General features: G+C 70.5%; 16 protein-coding genes. 5 read left to right on the top strand and 11 right to left on the bottom strand.

The features are described 5' to 3' along the window. Position 1: 1 nt before the first annotated feature. A complete protein-coding gene (locus P5G50_RS06735) occupies positions 2–334 on the bottom strand; it encodes a hypothetical protein (protein ID WP_301210600.1) in 333 nt (110 codons plus the stop codon). Between the two features lie 95 nt (positions 335–429). Here P5G50_RS06735 and P5G50_RS06730 point away from each other — a divergent pair, with 95 nt between their 5' ends. The 3 genes from P5G50_RS06730 (at position 430) to P5G50_RS06720 (ending at position 4,969) form a co-directional block, all read left to right on the top strand. Continuing rightward, positions 430–3,147 carry a lamin tail domain-containing protein gene (locus tag P5G50_RS06730; protein WP_301210599.1) on the top strand — a complete coding sequence of 906 codons (2,718 nt, stop codon included), beginning with the start codon at positions 430–432 and terminating at the stop codon, positions 3,145–3,147. 140 nt (positions 3,148–3,287) lie between these two features. Beyond that, positions 3,288–3,527: a hypothetical protein gene (locus tag P5G50_RS06725; protein ID WP_301210598.1), complete on the top strand. Its 240-nt coding sequence runs from the start codon at positions 3,288–3,290 to the stop codon at positions 3,525–3,527. Then, on the top strand, positions 3,524–4,969 hold the full coding sequence (locus tag P5G50_RS06720; RefSeq protein WP_301210597.1) for a hypothetical protein: 1,446 nt from the start codon (positions 3,524–3,526) through the stop codon (positions 4,967–4,969). Before P5G50_RS06725 ends, P5G50_RS06720 begins: the two co-directional genes overlap by 4 nt. Here the strand turns inward: P5G50_RS06720 and P5G50_RS06715 are convergent. From P5G50_RS06715 to P5G50_RS06690, 6 genes are all read right to left on the bottom strand, one after another. Then, entirely contained in the window at positions 4,954–5,424 is a 471-nt protein-coding gene (locus P5G50_RS06715; RefSeq protein ID WP_301210596.1) for an MSMEG_6728 family protein, read from the bottom strand. The two genes, P5G50_RS06720 and P5G50_RS06715, sit on opposite strands and share 16 nt — an antisense overlap. A gap of 47 nt (positions 5,425–5,471) precedes the next feature. Continuing rightward, positions 5,472–6,029 carry a dihydrofolate reductase family protein gene (locus tag P5G50_RS06710; RefSeq protein WP_301210595.1) on the bottom strand — a complete coding sequence of 186 codons (558 nt, stop codon included), beginning with the start codon at positions 6,027–6,029 and terminating at the stop codon, positions 5,472–5,474. A 48-nt stretch (positions 6,030–6,077) separates the two neighbouring features. Next, a complete protein-coding gene (locus P5G50_RS06705; protein WP_301210593.1) occupies positions 6,078–7,133 on the bottom strand; it encodes a LacI family DNA-binding transcriptional regulator in 1,056 nt (351 codons plus the stop codon). 34 nt (positions 7,134–7,167) lie between these two features. Next, positions 7,168–7,965, bottom strand: coding sequence for a carbohydrate ABC transporter permease (locus tag P5G50_RS06700; RefSeq protein ID WP_301210592.1), 798 nt, complete (start codon positions 7,963–7,965; stop codon positions 7,168–7,170). 113 nt (positions 7,966–8,078) lie between these two features. Beyond that, positions 8,079–9,005, bottom strand: a complete 927-nt coding sequence (locus P5G50_RS06695; protein WP_301210591.1) for a carbohydrate ABC transporter permease — start codon at positions 9,003–9,005, stop codon at positions 8,079–8,081. A gap of 54 nt (positions 9,006–9,059) precedes the next feature. Next, entirely contained in the window at positions 9,060–10,400 is a 1,341-nt protein-coding gene (locus tag P5G50_RS06690) for an ABC transporter substrate-binding protein (protein WP_301210590.1), read from the bottom strand. A gap of 141 nt (positions 10,401–10,541) precedes the next feature. On the opposite strand from P5G50_RS06690, the gene P5G50_RS06685 reads away from it, so the two are divergent. After that, positions 10,542–12,392: a glucosidase family protein gene (locus P5G50_RS06685; RefSeq protein ID WP_301210589.1), complete on the top strand. Its 1,851-nt coding sequence runs from the start codon at positions 10,542–10,544 to the stop codon at positions 12,390–12,392. After that, positions 12,389–14,161 (top strand): amylo-alpha-1,6-glucosidase, encoded by a 1,773-nt coding sequence (locus P5G50_RS06680; protein ID WP_301210588.1) that lies wholly within the window; start codon positions 12,389–12,391, stop codon positions 14,159–14,161. The genes P5G50_RS06685 and P5G50_RS06680 overlap by 4 nt, the downstream gene beginning before the upstream one ends. Here P5G50_RS06680 and rhaS read toward each other — a convergent pair. The 4 genes from rhaS to P5G50_RS06660 all read right to left on the bottom strand — a co-directional run bounded on the left by rhaS (position 14,151) and on the right by P5G50_RS06660 (position 18,865). Next, the gene (rhaS, locus tag P5G50_RS06675; protein WP_435870846.1) at positions 14,151–15,197 is read right to left on the bottom strand and encodes a rhamnose ABC transporter substrate-binding protein; all 1,047 of its coding nucleotides are present in this window, start codon (positions 15,195–15,197) and stop codon (positions 14,151–14,153) included. The two genes, P5G50_RS06680 and rhaS, sit on opposite strands and share 11 nt — an antisense overlap. A 61-nt stretch (positions 15,198–15,258) precedes the next feature. After that, positions 15,259–16,299, bottom strand: a complete 1,041-nt coding sequence (locus P5G50_RS06670; RefSeq protein ID WP_301210587.1) for an ABC transporter permease — start codon at positions 16,297–16,299, stop codon at positions 15,259–15,261. Continuing rightward, positions 16,296–17,339 carry an ABC transporter permease gene (locus tag P5G50_RS06665; protein ID WP_301210586.1) on the bottom strand — a complete coding sequence of 348 codons (1,044 nt, stop codon included), beginning with the start codon at positions 17,337–17,339 and terminating at the stop codon, positions 16,296–16,298. Before P5G50_RS06665 ends, P5G50_RS06670 begins: the two co-directional genes overlap by 4 nt. Further along, positions 17,336–18,865, bottom strand: a complete 1,530-nt coding sequence (locus P5G50_RS06660; protein ID WP_301210585.1) for a sugar ABC transporter ATP-binding protein — start codon at positions 18,863–18,865, stop codon at positions 17,336–17,338. Before P5G50_RS06660 ends, P5G50_RS06665 begins: the two co-directional genes overlap by 4 nt. Positions 18,866–18,976: the final 111 nt, after the last annotated feature.

Here is an 18,976-nt window from a genome sequence, read left to right as displayed (position 1 = left end):
GTCACCACCCATGGGTGTTGAACCACTCCCGGCGGCCCGCGATCTCCGCCTCCGACTCGTCGGGGTCGCTCGTGTCGTGCGCGTCGACCCGGCCTCCCTCGTCCAGGGGGATGAAGCGCAGGCACACCGGGCACAGCGCGCGGCCGCCCGGGAAGCCGTCCGGGAGAGTCGCCGCCGACGTGCCCGGCTCACCCGAACCGGCGCAGTGGAGGGGATCGGCGCCCGCATCCGACCACAGCAGGCCCTGGTTGCGGTGCAGACCGGCGTGGCCCAGCGGCTTCGTGCAGCGGCGGCCGGCGTTGCGGCTGGGGCAGAAGCGCACAGGACTCTCCACCCCTCGAACCTAGCCCCGCGCCGGGCCGTGCGCGTTTCCCTGCCGTTCACCTGCTCTTCCCGCGCCGGATCGGCGGCGTCACTAGCGTCCGGTCCATGCGACTTCACCTCACCCGAGCTGCGGGGGCCATCGCGGCCGCCGCCACCGCAGGCGCTCTCGCCATCGCGGTCCCGACCGCCGCGCAGGCCGCGGCGACACCGGACGTCCGGATCACCGAGTGGATGTACAACCCGGTCAACTCCTCCGGCGAGTTCTTCGAGCTCACCAACCTCGGCACGGCGCCGGTCAGCCTCGCCGGCTGGTCGTTCGACGACGACAGCCGCCTTCCTGGCACGGTCCCGCTCGACAGCCTCGGCACCCTGGCCGTCGGCGAGTCGGCGATCGTCACCGAGTCGGCCGACGCGACGTTCCGGGCCGAGTGGGGGCTCAGCGGCGGCGTGAAGTTCCTCGCCGGCAACACGGTCGGCCTGGGCCGCGCCGACGAGATCAACATCTTCGACGGCACCGACGCCGTCGCGAACCTCGTCGACCGGCTGACCTACAACGACCAGGCGACCGACACGACCAAGGGGCCGCGCACGCAGGGCGTCTCCGGCATCCCGAAGACCGCGGCCGCGCTGGGCGCGAACGACGCGTCGCAGTGGCAGCTCTCGGCGGTCGGCGACACGGAGTCGTCGCGCCTCTCGGTCCCGGGGGCCGGCGGAAGCGACATCGGCTCCCCCGGCACCAGCCGCTTCGCCCCGGCCGGCGGCACCCCCGACTGGTCGTCCGTGCGGATCAACGAGGTGTCGTCGGACAACGGCGCGACCCCGGTCGGCGACGCTGTGGAGCTGTACAACAGCGGCGACGCGGCCGTCAGCATCGACGGCTGGCTGCAGATCGACAGCGGCGCGGCCTCCGCCGCCACCGCCTTCGCGGCCAAGCTGCCCGACGGCACGGCGACCACCAGCATCCCGGCGCACGGCTACGTGTACTTCTCGTCGACCAAGGGCCTCGGCAGCGGCGGCGACAGCGTGAAGGTGTACCTCCCGGACGGCGCGAACGGAGCAGCGGGCACGCTGGTCGACTCGGTCGACTACACCGCCGGCGAGGCGGGCACCGACGAGACCAACGGCTTCGGCGCGGGTGCGTACGCCCGCTGCGAGGACGGCACCGGCGCCTTCGTGTCGGTCAAGGACAAGAGCTTCGGCGCCTCCAACGCCGACGCCTGCAAGACCGTGCTCACCAACCCCGCCGACGGCGGCAACGGGCCGACGCTGAACTGCGAGCCGGAGGCGCCCTCGGGCACCGGCACGCTGCCGTCCGGTGCGCTCACCCCTGCCGTCTGGCCCGGCAGCGCCGACGTGACCGTCGCCGACCAGCAGTGCGCGTGGAAGACGACGACCGGCCCAGAGGGCCGCGACGTCAGCGGCCTCGTCTTCGACCCGAAGGACCCGAACGTCCTGTACTCGGTCAAGAACAAGAGCTGGGTCTACCGGATGGTCAAGCAGGGCGGCCTCTGGGTGGCGGACACCGCGAACGGCTGGGGCGCCGGCAAGCAGATCTTCTTCCCGGGCAGCACCGACACCGCGACCAACCAGCCCGATTCCGAGGGCCTGACCATCGGCGCCGACGGGGCGCTCTACGTCACCACGGAGCGCAACAACGCCGCCAACACCATCCCGCTGAACTCGATCCTCCGCTTCGACCCGACCTCGTCGGCGACGCAGCTGGTGGCGACGGACCAGTGGGACCTGACGGCGGAGTTCCCCGAGCTGCACCCGGGCAACAAGACGGAGGCGAACCTCGGCTTCGAGGGCGTCACTTTCGTGCCCGACAGCTACCTGACGAAGTACGGGTTCGTGGACCAGTCGACCGGTAAGACCTACAAGCCGGCCGACTACCCCCTCCACGGCACCGGCCTCTACTTCGCCGCGCTCGAGAACGACGGCAAGCTGTACGCGTACGCCCTGAACAGCGACCACAGCTTCAAGCGCGTCGCCGTGGTCGACACCGGCATGGGCCACGTGATGGACGTGCAGTACAACGCGGACACGCAGCGCATCTGGGCGCTCTGCGACAACACCTGCGGCGTCGTCTCGACGCTGCTGAAGGTGAGCACGACCGGCGCGATCGTGCCGGGCGTCGCCTACGCGAAGCCGGCCGGCCTCCCGGTGAACAACCTCGAAGGGTTCGCCCTGGCCCCGTCGTCGACCTGCGTCGACGGGACGAAGGAGGCCGTCTGGTCCGACGACGGCATCTACGGCGTCGGCGCCGGCAGCGCGACCGAGGGCCACGCCCTCTTCAGCGGCCGGATCGACTGCGACCTGAAGCTGGGCGACCAGGGCGTGCCCGCCCCGGGCGGGCCGGAGGACCCGGCCGCGACGCTGAGCCTCTCCGCCGGCTCCGGCACGGTCGGCACGACGGTCACCGTCGAGGGCGAGGGCTTCGCCGCCGGCAGCCGCGTGTCGTTCGTGTTCAACTCGACCCCGGTCGAGCTGGGCGCGACGACGGCCGCCGACGACGGGTCGCTGCGCTTCGCCTTCGCGGTGCCGCAGGTGCCGGCCGGCGCCCACACGGTCACGGCGTCGGTGAACGGCACCGTCGTCGCCTCCGCGGCGTTCACGGTGACCGCGGCTGCTGCCGGTCCGGCGCCCGCAGGCGACGGATCGAGCACGGGGAACGGCGCGAGCGCCGTCGTCGACCCGGCCCTGGCCTCCACCGGCTCGGACCTCGGCATCGCCGGGATCGCCGCGGCGGTCACACTGCTGCTCGCCGGCGGTGCGCTGCTGGTGATCCGCCGCCGACGCAAGGGCGACGCCGTCAGCGAGTGACCGGGAGGACGTAAGCAGGAGGGCGGTCCGCGTCGAGCGGGCCGCCCTCCTGCTCTTAACCCCCTCCCCGCACGCACGCCACGTGGCTATCCTCGGGCTCGTCGGAGCGCCCAGCCGCCCCGGCGAGGGGGTGGTTGCCCATGGCCAGGACCCTGTTCTGGATCGCCGTCGTGCTCGCCGTGCTGAGCGTCACCGCGTTCGTCGCGACACTGGTGGAGCCGGAGTGGATCGAGGCGGTCCTCCGCGTCGACCCGGACGAGGGCAGCGGGGAGGCCGAGCGCGGCGTCGCGCTCTGGGTCCTCGGCGCCGCAGCGGTCGCCTTCGCCGCGTTCGCCGTCGTCAGCGGGCGCATCGCCTGGCACAGGGGGGTGTCGTCATGAGCGAGCAGCAGCGCGAGGAGCGCAAGCTCCAGCGCGGAGAAGGGCTGCGGCCCAGCACGCACGAGCCCGAGCTGCTGCCGAAGCCGCGCCGCCGGCTGGCCGAGCGCGGCCTCGACGAGCGCGTGCAGCGCAAGGGCATCCCGTTCAAGCCAGGGGAGCCCGTCGATCAGTCGCCGCCGACCGCGCCCTCCCCCACCGCGCCCGGCGAACGTGGGGAGGTGGTGTTCGAGACCTACACGCCGGTGACGCCGCCGCGGGGCGTGCTGCAGCCTCCCGACCCCACCGGCGCCGACGGCGAGCGCGACGTCGTGCTGATGCTCGGCAACTCGTATCTGTCGGTGTCGACGGACGGCGGCGGGAGCTTCACCGACGTCGACCCGACCGCGTTCCTGCCCGCAGCGGTGGGCCGCGCGGTCGACCAGGTGATGACGTACGTGCCCCACCGGGACCTGTTCGCGTGGATGATGCAGCACGGCACCGACGGCTCCGGCGACGGCACGTTCCGGTTGGCCGTCGCGGCGGCGAAGGACGTGGCGGCGGACGTGAAGACGGCGTGGACCGTGTGGGACTTCACCTCGTCGATGTTCGGCGCCCCGAAGACCGCGACCGACCGGCAGGACCTCGCCTTCGACGAGTCCCACCTCTACCTGACGACGAACCTCGTCGGCAAAGGTCGCATCGTGGTCTCGCTGAGTCTGCAGGAGCTGGCGGCGGGAGGCGCGCTCGGCTACGGCTACACCGATCCGCTCGACGCGATGTACCAGTTCTCGTGCCTATCGCAGCAGAACCCGTCGAACGTCTACTCGGTCGCGATCAAGGACGCTTCAACCCTTCAGGCGATGTTCTTCGACGACGGCGCCGGCGTGTACTCCTTCCACGACATCACGGTCGGCCAGTTCCCGACCGCGACCGATCTCTCCTCGAAGGATCCTGACGGCATCGACTGGCTCACCCGCGGCGTGGCGAACGTCTCGGCCTCGGTGGTCCGCGGCGACGACCTGTGGATCGCGTGGGACGCCGCAGCGAGCGGGAGCGGCGACTCCCCCACCTTCAAGAACGCCCACGTGCGCCTCGCCCGCGTGGACCGCACCTCGTGGACCCGACTGGAGGAGCGCCAGGTCTGGAACGACGACTACGCCTTCGCCTACGGCTGCCTGGCGATCGGACCGAACGGAGACGTCGGCTACGGCGTCGCGGTCGGCGGCAGCAGCGACTACCCCAACTCGTGCTTCGGCATCCTCGGCGACTACGTCGTCTACTTCCGCGACACCTCGACGGCGACCGCCGGGGCGGGCAGCGAGCCGCGGTGGGGCGACTACATCACCGTGCGGCCGTCGGTGCGCGACGGGCGGCGGTTCGCGGCGTTCGGGTACTTCACCGTGAAGGCGTCGGGAGGCGGTGAGACGCAGAGCCCGTACTTCCTGTCCTACGGGCGGCCCTGATCCGCGGCCTGCTGCCGGCCCTCCTGAGCGGCGGGCCACACGTACGGGAGGTCGTCGGGCACGTCGGGGAAGAACGCGCGGTAGAACTCCGGGTCCTTGCGCACGAGGTTCGACTGGTGGCTGAGGTGGAAGGCGGTGTCGCCGATCCAGGGCGGGAGCTCCAGTTCCTCCTGCGCCATCCCCTCCACCTCGGGCGCGAACGCCAGCACCTGCGGCCGGACGGTGTCGGCGTGACCGGCCTCGATCCACGCATCGGCCGACTCCAGCGCGTACTTGGTGAGCGCGGGCACGTAACCGCGCCACATCTTCGCGACGGGATGGTGCCGCCAGCCGTACCCGGGAACGGTGACAGCGCGCAGGACCTGCAGCGCCTCCACCCGCTGCTTGCCCATCCGGGCGCGGTCGAGCACGCGCACGCTGCGCGCGAAGGACGGGTAGGGCAGGAAGGTCTGCACGGGGCACACGGTACGCCGCGGGGTTCCGGCGTCACGCGGGTCAGCCCCTAGGCGTACCGCAGCCGACGATACTGCTCGTACACCACGCGCCCGCCGAACGTCCGCGTGCCGACCAGCCCGAGCTGCAGCGGCGCGGGCAGCGGCGGCCAGTAGCGGGTGCCGCCGCCGACGACCACGGGGTGCCGGAAGAGGCGGTACTCGTCGACGAGGTCCAGGGCGATCGCCTCGGCGGCCAGGTCCGCGCCTCCGATCGACACGTCCTTGCCGGTGGCCGCCACGGTCGCGGCGATCTCGTCGGCGAGCGGCGCCTCGGCGAGCCGGGCGTTGCCCTCCACCGCGCTCAGCGTGCGGCTGAACACGACCTTCGGCAGCGCGGCCCAGGCGTCGGCGAACGCGGCGCCGATACCTGTGCCGCGGAGGGAGGCGTCGGTCTCCCACACCCGCATCGTCTCGTAGAGCCGGCGCCCCATGAGGTACCCGCCCAGCTCGGCGGTCTGCGCGAATTGGAACCGGAACTGCTCGTCGCTCGGCGTCGTGAAGGCGAACCCGCCCTCATCGTCGGCGATGAACCCGTCCGCGGAGACGCCCATGGAGTAGATCAGCACGGGGTCAGGCTAGCGGGTGCGTGGCGGCGACGGGAGCGGTGGCGCTGATCAGCCCTGGACCGGCGGGATGGCGGTCGAGCCGCGCAGGTGGAGCTCGGGGTCGATCAGGATCTCGTCGGTGCCGACCGGACGCTGCGCGATCAGAGACGTCACGATCCGGCCCACGTTCTCGGCGATCCGCTCGGTCTGCTGCCGCACCGTCGTCAGGGGCGGCGCGGTGAAGTCGAGGAGCGCCGAATCGTCGTAGCCGATGACCGAGACGTCGTGGGGAACACTCAGTCCGGCACGAGCGACCGCCCGGTACGCCCCGAGGGCCATCTCGTCGCTCGATGCGACGAGTCCGGTGACCCCGAGCGCCAGCAGCGCGGAAGCGGCCTGCTGCCCGCCCTCGAAATTGAAGTGCTTGCGTGCGACGAACTGCTCGGGGTCGTCGATACCGCGGCGCTCCATGGCCTGGATGAAGCCGTCGACCCGACGGTCGGCGGGGATGTTGTCGACCGGTCCTGCGAGCATGCCGATCCGTCGGTGCCCGAGGTCGTGAAGGTGCGCGACCGCGATCTCCGCCGCGCGCCAGTCGTCGGTGGAGACGACCGGCGCCACCGTCTCGGGGAAGCCGCCGTTGATGCTTACGAACGGGATGCCTCGAGAGGCGATGAGCTGCACGACGCGGTGGTCGGCCTTCAACAGCGTGTTGCTCGCCGACAGGAAGACGATCGCGGCGACACCGGAGTCGATCAGCGCCTCCACATAGTCCCGCTCCTGCGGGGTGCCGGGGTAGACCTGGCAGATGATCGACTTCAGACCGTGCGGGCTCAGCTCGCTCTCGATCTTGTCGGCCTGCTGGGCGAAGATCGGGTTGAGCAGGTTGGGCGTGAGCATGAGCACGAGCTCGTTGTTCATCGGGCGCTCGTAGCCGACCTCGCGGAGGGCCTCCTCCACCGCCTGACGGGTCGCCGGGGACACGCCGTACTTGCGGTTGAGGACCCGGCTCACGGTCGCCTCGCTGACCTCGGCCAACTGCGCGACCTGGGCAAGGTTCGCCGACCCGAGCGAGGCCCGGCGGCGCTTGACCGGCGCATCTCCCGATGATGCGTCCATCGCCATGGTTGTCTTCCTCTCCGTCGAAAGCCTACAAGCGCTACTGCTTCACCGAGCCGCCGAGCAGCCCGGCGACGAAGTAGCGCTGCAGGAACAGGAACATGGCGAGCACGGGGAGGATCGACAGGAACGTGCCCGTGAGCAGCTGGCCGTAGTCGGTGGTGCCGATCCCGCGCAAGGTCGCCAGGGCGACCGGCAGCGTGTACGCGTCCGGGGTGCGCTGGATGATCAGCGGATAGACGAAGTCGTTCCACCGTGCAAGGAAGAGGAAGATCGCGAGCGCGGCCAGCGAGGGCTTCATGGTCGGCAGCACGATGCGGAAGAAGATGCGGAACTCGCCGGCACCGTCCACCCTCCCCGCCTGCAACAACTCGTCCGGCACCGCCTGCATGGCCTGCCGCATGAGGAAGATGCCGAACGGCAGGGCGAGGTCGGGCACGATCTGCGCCTGGTACGAGTTCAGCCAGCCCAGCTGCACCATGATCTTGAACAGCGGAACGAGAGTCACCTGGCCGGGCAGCGCCAGGGAGGCGATCAGCAGCCCGAACATGAGGTTGCGCCCGGGAAAACGGAACTTCGCGAACGCGTAGCCGGCCGAACTGCAGACGATCAGCCCGAGCACCGTGTATGTCACCGATACGACGAGCGAGTTCCGGATGGCGTCGCCGAACTGCACCGACTGGAGCAGCCCGGTCAGGTTGTCCCAGAACCGTCCGCCCGGCAACAGGGCCGGCGGCGAGGAGAAGATGTCGGCGGTGTTGTGCGTCGTCGCGACGAAGAGCCAGATGAAGGGCCCGATCATGACGAGCGCGCCGAGGGCGATCACGGTGGTCAGCACAGCGCTGAGGATCCGGTCCGTGCGCGAGACGAGCCTGCTGCGCCGGGCAGGACGGCGCCCAGGCCGAGGTTCGGTTCGGCCCGCCTCGCGGACGGGCGCTGCTGTCGCGGCGGTCATGCGTTCCTCCTGCGCAGGATGACGAGCTGGGCGATCGAGAACACGGCGACGATGGCCGTGAGCACGTAGGCGATGGCGGAGGCGTACCCGAAGTCGAAGTACTTGAAGGCGTTGTTGTAGAGGTACATGCCGATGGTGAGGGTCGCGTTGTCCGGCCCGCCGCCCGTGAGCACGTACGGCTCGTCGAAGAGCTGGAGGGTGCCGATGGTCGACAGGATCACGGTCAGGATGAGCGCCGGGCGCAGTCCGGGGAGGGTGACGTACCAGAACTGCTGACGGCGGGTGGCGCCGTCCATCGACGCCGCCTCGTACAGCTCCTCGGGGATGGACTGCAGCTGTGCGAGGTAGATCACCGCGTTGTTGCCGGTGTAGTGCCAGGTGAGAGCGAGGATGATCGACACCTTCGCCCACGTCGGGTCGGCCAGCCAGGGGACCTTGGGAAGGCCGACCGAGCTGAGCAGGAAGTTCAGGAAGCCGTCCTGGTAGTTCAGCAGCGCGGAGAACAGGATGCCGTACGCGACCAGGCCCATGACGATCGGGACGAAGTACGCCACCCGCAGCAGCGCCCGCGCCTTCAGGAGCTTTGAGTTGAAGGCGACGGCGAGCAGCACGGCCAGCACCAGCATGACCGGGACCTGGATGACGAGGATCTCGACGGTGTTGACGAGCGCCCGTGCGAACAGCGGATCCCCGAACAGCCGGATGTAGTTGTCGACGCCCACGAAGGCGTCGATGCCGCCCTTGTTCGAGGTGAAGCTGAGGTAGAGCGCGTACACGACCGGGTACGCCTTGAAGCCCAGGAACAGGACGATCACGGGCGCGAGGAACACGAACGGCACGAGCCGCGGCCAGAGCGGGCGGCGCCGTCTGGTGCCGACCTGCGCCCGGGCTGGAGCCTGCGTGGTGCGGGTGAGGGTGGACATGCTTCTTCCGAGGTCGGGGCGCGGGTGCGGAAGCTCCGCACCCGCGCCGGTCGGTCAGTTCTTCGCGATCTTCCGGCCGGTCTGCTGCGCAAGCAGGTCGGCAGCCTCGTCGAGGGCCTTCTTCGGGTCGGCGCCGCTCACCAGCACCTGGGTCTGCGCGTCGTCGTAGGCCTTGAGCGCCTTCGCGTAGTCCTTGGTGTAGTAGTCCGGCGGCGTCTTCTGGTTCAGCGCGTCGATCACGAGATCGTTCGTGTTGATGCCGAAGTACGCGTTGTCCTGCTTGAAGACGTCGGTGTCCCACATGGGGCGGAAGCTCGGGAAGAGCCCTCCGCCCTTGTAGACCTCCTGCTGCCCCTCCAGCGTGGCCATCGAGTACTTCACGAACTCGTACGCCTCCTTCGGGTTCTTGCTGGACTTCGCGACCGTGAGGTAGGTGCCGCCGGCGGAGGCCGAGGTGAGCCCGCCCTGCTCGACGGCCGGCGGTGTGCGTACCGCCCACTTGCCCTTCATGTCGGGGGCGTCGTTCGCGAACGTGTTCACCGCCCACGAGGCCAGCGGCAGCAGAGCGACGGGCGTCTCGCCCTTGGCCTGCGAGGTGGTGCCCTGGCTCTGCGGAACGTCGGCGATCAGGCCGGCGTCGTTCGCCTCCTTCAGGTACTCCAGCGCTTTGACGCCGCCCTCGCTGCTGAAGGCGATGTCGCCCTTCTTGTCGAAGAAGAAGGTCTCGTCCAGGCGCGCGAGCATCTGCCAGAAGTTGGCGGCATCGGCCTGAGTCGCTGCCTTGTCGACGGCAAACAGGGAGGCGCCCGTCGCGGCCTTGATCTTCTTGCCCGCGTCCAGCATCTGGTCCCAGGTCGTGATGGCGGCGGGGTCGACGCCCGCCTGCTGGAACAGATCGGTGCGGTAGAAGATCAGGCTGGTGTTCACCTCGAACGGGATGCCGTACTGGTGTCCGTCGGCCTTCTGCGCGCCGCCCCAGAGGCCGGTCGGGAAGTCCTTCTCGAGCTCGTCGGCACCGTAGGGCGTGAGGTCGGCGAATCCGTCCGGGAACGTCTCGAGGTAGTTGCTCATGTAGTCGGCGCCGATGTCCATGACGTCCGGGAGGCCGGACCCGCCGGCGGCCATGCCGGTCGTGATCTTGTCCCAGATCGCAGGGTTGCCGACATCCTGCACCTTCACCGTGACGCCGGGGTGCGCCTTCTCGAAGGAGGGGACGGCGGCCTTCATGCCCTTGACCGGGTCGCCCCAGCCCCACACGGTGATGGTCTTGTCTCCGCCGGTGTCCCCGGAGGAGCTGCTGCACGCCGTCAGGGCTCCGGCGGTGACCGCGAGGCCGAGAACGAGGGCACCGGCCCGTGCGGCCAGGCGCCGCGAGCGGATGCGTGAAGGAATCATTGCTATCGGGATCCTCTCTGATCGATGGCAGGACCGGCGATGCGCCGGGGCTCCGAGGTGAGTATTGCAAACCATCTTGCAAAGTTGCAATAGAAAGTTGCAAACTGATCTACGACCCCGGCCCCGACGAAGGAGCACCCCATGCACACCCTCCGATCCTCCGCCCTCCCCTCGACCTCGGCCGAACTGACCCCGGTCGACGGCGACGTCTGGACCGCGCGGAGGGTGGCCGGAGACCGCGCGATCGAATTCCGGCTGTTCGGCGGACAGGCGGTGCTGCTCGATGGCGGGGACGCCGATGGCGAGCTCTTCATCGTGCCCGGGGACGCGGCGACCGGCCCGCTGCACGGCGCGGGGACGGCATGGGTCCTCCCCGCCGAACCGGAGGGCGGCGAGCCGGCCTGGCTGTTCCAGGGCGACGGGCCAATCGAGCTGCATCGGGACGGCGACCACGTGGTGGTCACCATCGCGAGCGAGACGGCCCGGCTCACGCGGCACCGCTCCCGGCCGCACGCGGACGTGACCGGCGCCCCCTACGCCCTCGACCTCCCGGACGGCGGGCTGCTCGCCGACGCGCTGGCCGGCTTCTACTGGGGAACCATGCTGCCGAGCGTCGTCGAGCGCACGGTCGCAGCCGACTACCCCGACTCCTCCGGGTACGTGATCAGCACCCTGGCCGACAAGTACCTCGGTACCTACCCCGACGTCGACCACGAGTTCCAGATCAAAGGCAGGCTCGCCTGGGGAGACCGAGCCGACCTCCACGTCGTCCGTCGGATGATCGAGCTGCAGCTGCGGATGATGCGCGAGGATCCCACCGGCCTCTGGCGCGACCCGTGCGCGGTGCAGCCGGACGGCGATCGCGAGTACCACGTGCGGCGCAACAGCCTCGACGGGCGCGAGAACGCCGTGATGTTCCTGGTGACCGGCAACATCGGGGTTGTCGAGTCCGTCTGGTTCTACATCGCCCGCACCGGCGACCTCGCGTGGCTGGGCGAGCACATCGGCGAGCTGGAGGGCGCCACCTCGCTCGTCGAGGGCTGCATCGACCCGCTCGGCCGGCTCTGGTCCGACGTCTACTACGAGGATCAGGTGATCAAGGACGGCCGCGAGACCATGTCGGCGTCGCTCGCCATCCGGTCGTTCGGGCTGCTCGCCCAGCTCGAGGAGCTCCTGGGCCGCGGCGAGCGGGCGGTGCTGTACCGCGAGCGCGCCGCGCAGCTGACCGCCGCTCTCGTGAAGCCGCTCCCCGAGGGCTACTGGGACGAGGAGGCGGGAAGGTTCACCGACTGGGTGGACCGGTCCGGTCGCGTGCACGACCACATCCACCTGCTCGCCAACGTGCTGCCGGCCGCGCTCGGGCAGGCCACCGCCGAACAGGTCAGCGCGGTCGACGAGCTGGTCGGGCGCGAGCTCGACGAGTTCCAGCGCTTCCCGACCTTCCTCGCCGCCCGCGTCGAGGACTACACCGAGAGCGAGATCGGCGACGGCGGCCCCTATGACCTCTGCGCCGCCGGCCGGTACTGGTGCTGGGATGCGGCCTACTGGTCGTCGCGGGGGAACAGCGGGATGCTGCGGCAGCAGCTCGAGACCGTCGCCCGGCAGGGGCGTACCGACGGCTGGGTCATGGGCGAGCGCTACGACATGGACCACGTCTACTACGTCGACGGATCGCCCTGGCACGGCGCCGCCCACTACTACGAGTACCCGTGCGTGTTCTCGTGGGTGCTCATGCACGAGTACCTGGGCCTGCGGCCGTCGCTGACCGCCGACCTCCGCATCGCACCGCTCTGCGGCCCCGGCACGGTGACGCTGGAGCAGGACGCCTACCGGCTGAGCTGGACGCTCGATGACCACGGGTTCCGCCTGACGAATCTCGCGGACGAGACACGCACCTTCGAGGTGGACCTCGGCGGCGTCGTCCCCGACGCAGTCGTGCAGCGCGTCGAGCTCGCCGCGGGTGAGACCGTACTGCTGGGCGCCGCCGGATGAGCGCGCCGCTGCCGGTCGCGCTCCGCCAGGTGCCGTTCAGCGTGCGGGGATCCTTCCTCGCCCTGTCGGTGCCCGACGACCAGGTGATCCCCGGCCTCTACCTGCGCACCGTGCGCGGGGGCGCCAGGAACCGGGAGGTGCTGCGGCTCCTCCCCGGCGGCGTCGAGGTCTCGAGCGTCTCGGTGGAGGCGGGGAGACTGACCGTCACCGGCGGGGACTGCACGGCGGAGATCGCCCTCTCCGGCCCCGGGCGCGCGCTGATCCGCGTGCTCAGCGGGACCCTGCGGCTCGAGTTCTGCGTGCGCAACCGGTACGACGTCGTGCTCGCCGAGCGCAATGACGCCTGGCGCTTCATCGACAGCGGCGCCGTCCGCAACTACCGGCTCCGGCTGACCTCCGGCCGCTCGGAGTTCCGGAGCGGCTGGGAGGCCGAGCACAGCACCGACGGAGTGCTCGACATCTCGGCCGTGGACGGCGCCGCGACGCTCGTCCTCGACGAGTTCGGGAGCGCGCCGCCGCCGGACGACGTGGCGGACTTCGGCGGGGCCGTCGCCGCGGCCGCGGACGACTTCGAGGGCTGGTGGGCGTTGCACGGAGCTCCGGCGCTGCCGCGGCTCGACGCGGCCGACCCGGCCCTGGCCGATGCCGCGCGATTGGCCGCGTACGTCACCTGGTCGGCCCTCGTGCCCGCGGGCGGCGCCCTCACGCGGGAGTCGATGCTCGTCTCGAAGAACCGGATGGCCCACATCTGGAGCTGGGACCACTGCTTCAACGCGCTCGCCCTGCACCGGGACCCGCACGCGGCCGTCGGGCAGCTGCTGACGATCTTCGACCATCAGGACGAGCACGGCGGACTGCCGGACCACATCGACGACGCCGGAGTGCAGTTCAACTTCGCGAAGCCTCCCATCCACGGCTGGACCGTGGCGCGCCTGCTGGGGCTCGGCGCCCTGGACGACGCGCAACTCGCCTCTCTGGACCGGCCGCTGCAGCGCTGGACCCGATGGTGGCGACAGCATCGCGACTACCGCGGCGACGGCGTCCCGTCGTACAACCACGGCAACGACTCCGGCTGGGACAACGCGACGGTGTTCGGCGCGGGAGTCCCCGTGCAGAGCCCCGACCTGCTGGCCTTCCTGGCCCTACAGGAGGACGCGCTCGCCCGGATCGCCGAGCGTCTCGGCCGGCCGGCCGATGCTGCGCAGTGGCGCGCGCGTTCCGCGGACACGGTCGCGACCCTTCTCGACCGGTTCTGGACCGGTGAGCGGTTCACGGCCATCGACACCCGCACGGGCACACCGATCCCTTCCGCCAGTCTGCTGACGCTGATGCCGCTGACCCTCGGCGAGATGCTGCCGCGCGAGGTCTTCGGCTCGGCGGTGGAGACGCTCGTGACCGGCGGCTACCTGACGGGGCACGGCCCGGCGACAGAGCCTCCCACCAGCCCGCACTATGTGCCGGACGGGTACTGGCGCGGCCCGGTGTGGGCGCCGACCACGCTCCTGCTGGTCGACGGCCTGCGCCGCGGCGGGCGCGCCGACCTGGCCGCCAGCATCGGCCGCGCCTTCGCCGACGCCTGCGTCGCCGAGGGGATGGCGGAGAACTTCGACGCGCTGACCGGCGCAGGACTGCGCGACCGTTCGATGAGCTGGACCGCCTCCGTGTTCCTGCTGCTCATCGCGGACACCGCGCAGACGGGCGGGAGCCGGCAGCCTGCGCAGGGTGCACAGGCCACCGGCTCCCGCCGTCTGGATCCGATCAGAAGTTGAACTTGTCGATGTTGTCCTTGTTGAACACGAACGGGTCGCCCAGCAGCACCGTCTGGTTGTCGCCGACGGTGAACTTGCCGAGCTTGCCGGCCTCGAAGGAGTCGCCCTTCTTGCCGGTGATGTCGCCGTCGATCAGCGCCTTCGCGGTGAAGGCGGCGAGGTAGCCGAGGTCCTCCGGGTTCCACAGCGCGAACTCGTCGACCGTGCCGTTCTTGACGTACTCGCGCATCTGGTTCGGGGTGCCGAGGCCGGTCAGCTTGACCTTGCCCTTGGCGTCCGAGGTCGACAGGTACCGCGCCGCGGCCGCGATGCCGACCGTGGTGGGCGAGATGATGCCCTTCAGGTCCGGGTGGGTCTGCAGGAGGGCCGCGGTCTTGTCGAACGAGGTCTGGTCGTCGTCGTTGCCGTAGACGGTGTCGACCAGCTTGACGTTCGGGTGGTCGGCCGCGAGGTCCTTCTTCATGAGCTCGATCCAGGCGTTCTGGTTCGTGGCGTTCGCCGAGGCCGAGAGGATGGCGATCTCGCCGCTGTCCCCGATCTCCTTGGCGATCGTGTCGACCTGCACCTTCGCGATGCCCTCGGCGGTCGCCTGGTTGACGAACACGTCGCGGTACTTGGCGTCGGTGTCGGAGTCGAAGGTCACGATCTTCACGCCGGCCGACTTCGCCTGGGTGAGGGCGCTGCCGAGGGCGGTCGGGTCGTTGGCCGAGAGGACGATCGCACCGACGCCCTGCTGGGTGAGCGTGTTGATGTACGAGACCTGCGCGTCGGCCGTCGCGGTCGACGGCCCGACCTCGTTGTACGTGCCCTTGAACTCCTTGACCGCCGTCTCGCCGCCCTTGTCGGAGGTGTCGAAGTACGGGTTGCCGAGGTTCTTGGGCAGGAAGGTGACCTTGTAGTTCTTGTCGCCCGAGCCGGAGCCGTTGCCGCCGGAGCCGCTCGAGCACGCGGTCAGGGCGAGAGCGACGGCGACGACACCGGCTCCCAGGGTGAGCAGCCGCGTGGTGGTGCGGCGGTGGGTGGAGGGCAACATCATTGTTCCTTTCGATGGGTGAGTGCAGGTGGTGCGGTGCGCCCCGGCCGGCGTGCGATCGCCACTAGGCGGGTGATCGTCGCCGGGAGGCGCGGGCGGTCCGTGCCCAGCCGATGATGCGCGGCGAGAGCACGGAGACGATGAGGAGGACGCCGGTGATGATGTTGATGGCGTCCGAGCTGACGTTGGCGAGGCGGAGCGCGCTCTGCAGCACGCCGATGAGCAGCACGCCGGCGATGACGCCGTGCAGCGCGCCCTTGCCGCCGAAGATCGAGACGCCGCCGAGCAGCACCGCCGCGATCACGGACAGCTCCAGCCCGACGGCGTTGTCGCCGCGGGCGCTGCCGTAGCGGAGCGTCCAGTAGATCCCGGCGAGCGCCGAGATCAGGCCCGTCAGCAGGAAGGCGATGAACTTCGTGCGCGCCACGTTGACGCCCGAGAACTGCGCGGTCTCGGAGCTGAGCCCGAGCGCGAACAGCCCGCGGCCGTACGGGGTCGCGTGCAGCAGCAGCGCGAACACGACGATCAGGACGACGACGAGCACCATCACGACGGGGATGCCGCTCGTGCCGAACCGCGCCTGCACGAGGTTCTGCCAGAAGAAGGGGAACTCCGTGACCGCCGTCGTGCCGAGCAGGCCGACCGCGATGCCGCGGAACAGCGCGAGCGTTCCGATGGTGACCGCGAGCGAGGGGAGGCCGACGACCGTCACGAGGAAGCCGTTGATCGCCCCCGCCACCAGCCCGACGACGAGGCAGACGACCATCGCGGCCTCGATCGGCCAGCCCGCCTTGGTGAGCACGCCGAGCAGCACGGAGCTGAGGCCGAGCGTGCTCGCCACCGAGAGGTCGATCTCCCCCGCCACGATCACGAGCGTCATCGGCAGCGCGATCAGCAGGATGGGCGTGATGTCGAGCAGCAGGAAGCTGAGCGTGATCGGCGTGCCGAAGTTCGGCACCGCGGCGGCCGCGACCACGACCACGATCACCAGCGCCGCGATGACGGCGGACTCGCGGGTGAGCACCCAGCGCTGCCAGAGCGGGCGGCTGTAGTCGGGGTAGCTGCGCGCCGGGGCAGTGCTGGTGGCGGAGTCGATGCCGGTCATGCCGTCACCTCCCTTTCTGCGACGAGGCGGCGCGAGAGCCGCACGGCGAGCACGCGGTCGAGCACGATGGCGCCGATGATGAGGACGCCGACGACCGCCTGCTGCCAGAAGTCCTGGATGCCGAGGATGGGCAGCGCCCGGTTGATGGTGAGCAGCAGCACCGCGCCCAGCGCCGCGCCGTACACCGACCCGCTGCCGCCGAAGATGGCGACACCGCCGATGACCGCGGCGCCGACGGCCTGCAGCTCGAGCCCGCTGCCGGTCTGCGAGCTGACCGTGCCGTACCTGGCGACGAACAGCACCCCGGCGAGGCCCGCCAGCGCGCCGGAGAGCACGAAGGCGACGAGCACGCGCTGGGTGACCTTCAGGCCGTACAGCTCGGCCGCGGCCGGGTCGGAGCCGATCGCGTACAGCTCGCGGCCTCCGCGCCGGTTGCGCAGGTACCAGCCGGCGATCAGCAGCACGACGAGCGCCAGGATCGTGAGGTACGGGATGGTGAGGAACGATCCCGTACCGAGGTCGAGGAACCCGGGCGGCATGTCGCTGGCGTTGATGCGGTTGCTGCCGGCCCAGAGCACGTCGATGCCGCGGTAGGCGTACAGCGTGCCGAGCGTGATCACCAGCGCAGGGACCTTGCCGAAGGCGACGAGCGCGCCGTTGACGAGGCCCAGCAGCGCGCCGGCGAGCGCCCCGATCACGAAGACGAGCACGATCGGGATGCCGGGGAGGTCGGCGAACAGCCGGCCGGTCAGGTAGGCGGTGAGGCCGACCACCGAACCGACGGAGAGGTCGACGTTGCGCGTGATGATGACGATGGCCTGCCCGATCGCGACGAGGACCAGGATGGCCGGCGTCAGCAGGAGGTCGCGCCAGCCGTCGGCGCTGAACAGGAAGCCGGGGTTGATCGCCGTCGTCACCGCGATGACGACGATCAGGGCCACCAGGATGCCGGTCTCGCGGGCGCGGACGAAGGCGCGGCCCAGCCGGGCGGCGGCGGAGGCGCCGGCAGGCGCGGGCGGGGTGAGGGTCGGGGTGGTCATCGGGCGGCCTCCTCGGCGGCGTGGGTCGCGGCGAACATGACGTTCTCGGCGTCGGCCGCGGCGCGGTCGAGCTCCGCCGTGATGCGGCCCTCGCGCACGACGAGCACGCGGTCGGCCATGCCGAGCACCTCCGGCAGCTCGGACGAGATCATGAGGATGCCCATCCCGCGGCCGGCGAGCTCGGAGAGCAGGCGGTGCACCTCGGCCTTCGTGCCGACGTCGATGCCGCGCGTCGGCTCGTCGATGATGAGCACGCGCGGGTCGGTGGCGAGCCACTTGCCGAGCACGACCTTCTGCTGGTTGCCGCCGGAGAGTGTGCCCGCGAGCGTGTCGAGCGCGTTCGTCTTGAGCTGGAGGCGGCTCGACCACACCCGGGCGGCCTGGTTCTCGGCGGCGTTGCGGATGAAGCCCGCCTTCGCGAGCTTGGAGCGGATCGCCAGCGTGGCGTTGCGCGAGACCGACTCCTCGAGGACGAGGCCCTGCTTGCGCCGGTCCTCCGGCACCAGGGCGAGACCCGCTGCCATCGCGGCGACCGGGCGGTGCTTCGGGATGGAGCGGCCGCCGACCTTCACCGTGCCCGCGGTGTACGGGTCGACGCCGAAGACGGCACGCGCGATCTCGCTGCGGCCCGCGCCGACCAGACCAGCGAGCGCGACGATCTCGCCCGCACGGACGGTGAAGGACACGTCGGCGAACACGCCGGGCGAGGTGAGGCCGTCGACCTCGAGCAGCGGGCCGCCGATCTCGGTCTCCTGCTTGGGGAACAGCTCTGTCACGTCGCGGCCGACCATGCGGCGCACGATCTCGTCCTCGGTGACCTCGTCGGTCGGGTCGGTGGAGACGAACGCGCCGTCGCGCATGACGGTGATGGTGTCGCAGAGCGAGAACACCTCGTCGAAGCGGTGCGAGATGAAGACGATGCCGCGGCCCTCGTCGCGGAGGCTGCGCGCGACCGCGAACAGGCGCTCCACCTCCACACCGGAGAGGGCGGCGGTCGGCTCGTCCATGATCAGCACCCGGGCGTCGAGCGAGACGGCCTTGGCGATCTCGATGATCTGCTGGTCGGCGATCGAGAGGCCCTCGGCCAGCCGGTCGGGATCGATCCGCACACCGAGGCGCTGGAACAGGCCCTCGACCTCCTGGCGCATCCGCTTGCGGTCGATGCGGCCGAAGCGGCCGGCGGGCTGGCGGCCCATGAAGACGTTCTCGGTGACCGACAGGTCGGGAAACAGCGTCGGCTCCTGGTAGATCACGGCGACGCCGGCGGCCTTGGCCTGGGCGGTCGAGGTAAAGTCCACCTCCTCGCCGCGCAGCCGGAGGTCGCCGGCGTCGCGGCGGTACAGGCCGGCCACGATCTTCACCAGCGTCGACTTGCCGGCGCCGTTCTCTCCGACGAGCGCGTGGATGGAGCCCTGCTCGAGGCGGAGGCTGCCGGAGCGCAGCGCGACGACCGCTCCGAAGGACTTGACGACCTTCGACAGCTCGAGCACGGGCGGCGCCGGCGTCTGCTGGTCAGTGGGTGGCACGAAGATCCTCCTCATTGAGGTGAACATGTCATGAATCGATTCATGTACGATTCAGGCACACTATATTGAGGTCCGATGCCTCGGTCAAGCGAGCATCGTGAACACTCAGGT

Source organism: Leifsonia williamsii (assembly GCF_030433685.1).
GTDB lineage: Bacteria > Actinomycetota > Actinomycetes > Actinomycetales > Microbacteriaceae > Leifsonia > Leifsonia williamsii.
This window is presented reverse-complemented; position numbering and strand designations above follow the sequence as displayed.

What these genes read in the sequence shown, in the direction of transcription:
- P5G50_RS06665 (WP_301210586.1), bottom strand. Translation starts at nt 17,339, where the DNA reads ATGACCACCCCGACCCTCACCCCGCCCGCGCCTGCCGGCGCCTCCGCC.
- P5G50_RS06725 (WP_301210598.1), top strand. Translation starts at nt 3,288, where the DNA reads ATGGCCAGGACCCTGTTCTGGATCGCCGTCGTGCTCGCCGTGCTGAGC.
- P5G50_RS06680 (WP_301210588.1), top strand. Translation starts at nt 12,389, where the DNA reads ATGAGCGCGCCGCTGCCGGTCGCGCTCCGCCAGGTGCCGTTCAGCGTG.
- P5G50_RS06705 (WP_301210593.1), bottom strand. Translation starts at nt 7,133, where the DNA reads ATGGCGATGGACGCATCATCGGGAGATGCGCCGGTCAAGCGCCGCCGG.
- P5G50_RS06685 (WP_301210589.1), top strand. Translation starts at nt 10,542, where the DNA reads ATGCACACCCTCCGATCCTCCGCCCTCCCCTCGACCTCGGCCGAACTG.
- P5G50_RS06670 (WP_301210587.1), bottom strand. Translation starts at nt 16,299, where the DNA reads ATGACCGGCATCGACTCCGCCACCAGCACTGCCCCGGCGCGCAGCTAC.
- P5G50_RS06720 (WP_301210597.1), top strand. Translation starts at nt 3,524, where the DNA reads ATGAGCGAGCAGCAGCGCGAGGAGCGCAAGCTCCAGCGCGGAGAAGGG.
- P5G50_RS06690 (WP_301210590.1), bottom strand. Translation starts at nt 10,400, where the DNA reads ATGATTCCTTCACGCATCCGCTCGCGGCGCCTGGCCGCACGGGCCGGT.
- P5G50_RS06695 (WP_301210591.1), bottom strand. Translation starts at nt 9,005, where the DNA reads ATGTCCACCCTCACCCGCACCACGCAGGCTCCAGCCCGGGCGCAGGTC.
- P5G50_RS06730 (WP_301210599.1), top strand. Translation starts at nt 430, where the DNA reads ATGCGACTTCACCTCACCCGAGCTGCGGGGGCCATCGCGGCCGCCGCC.
- rhaS (WP_435870846.1), bottom strand. Translation starts at nt 15,197, where the DNA reads ATGATGTTGCCCTCCACCCACCGCCGCACCACCACGCGGCTGCTCACC.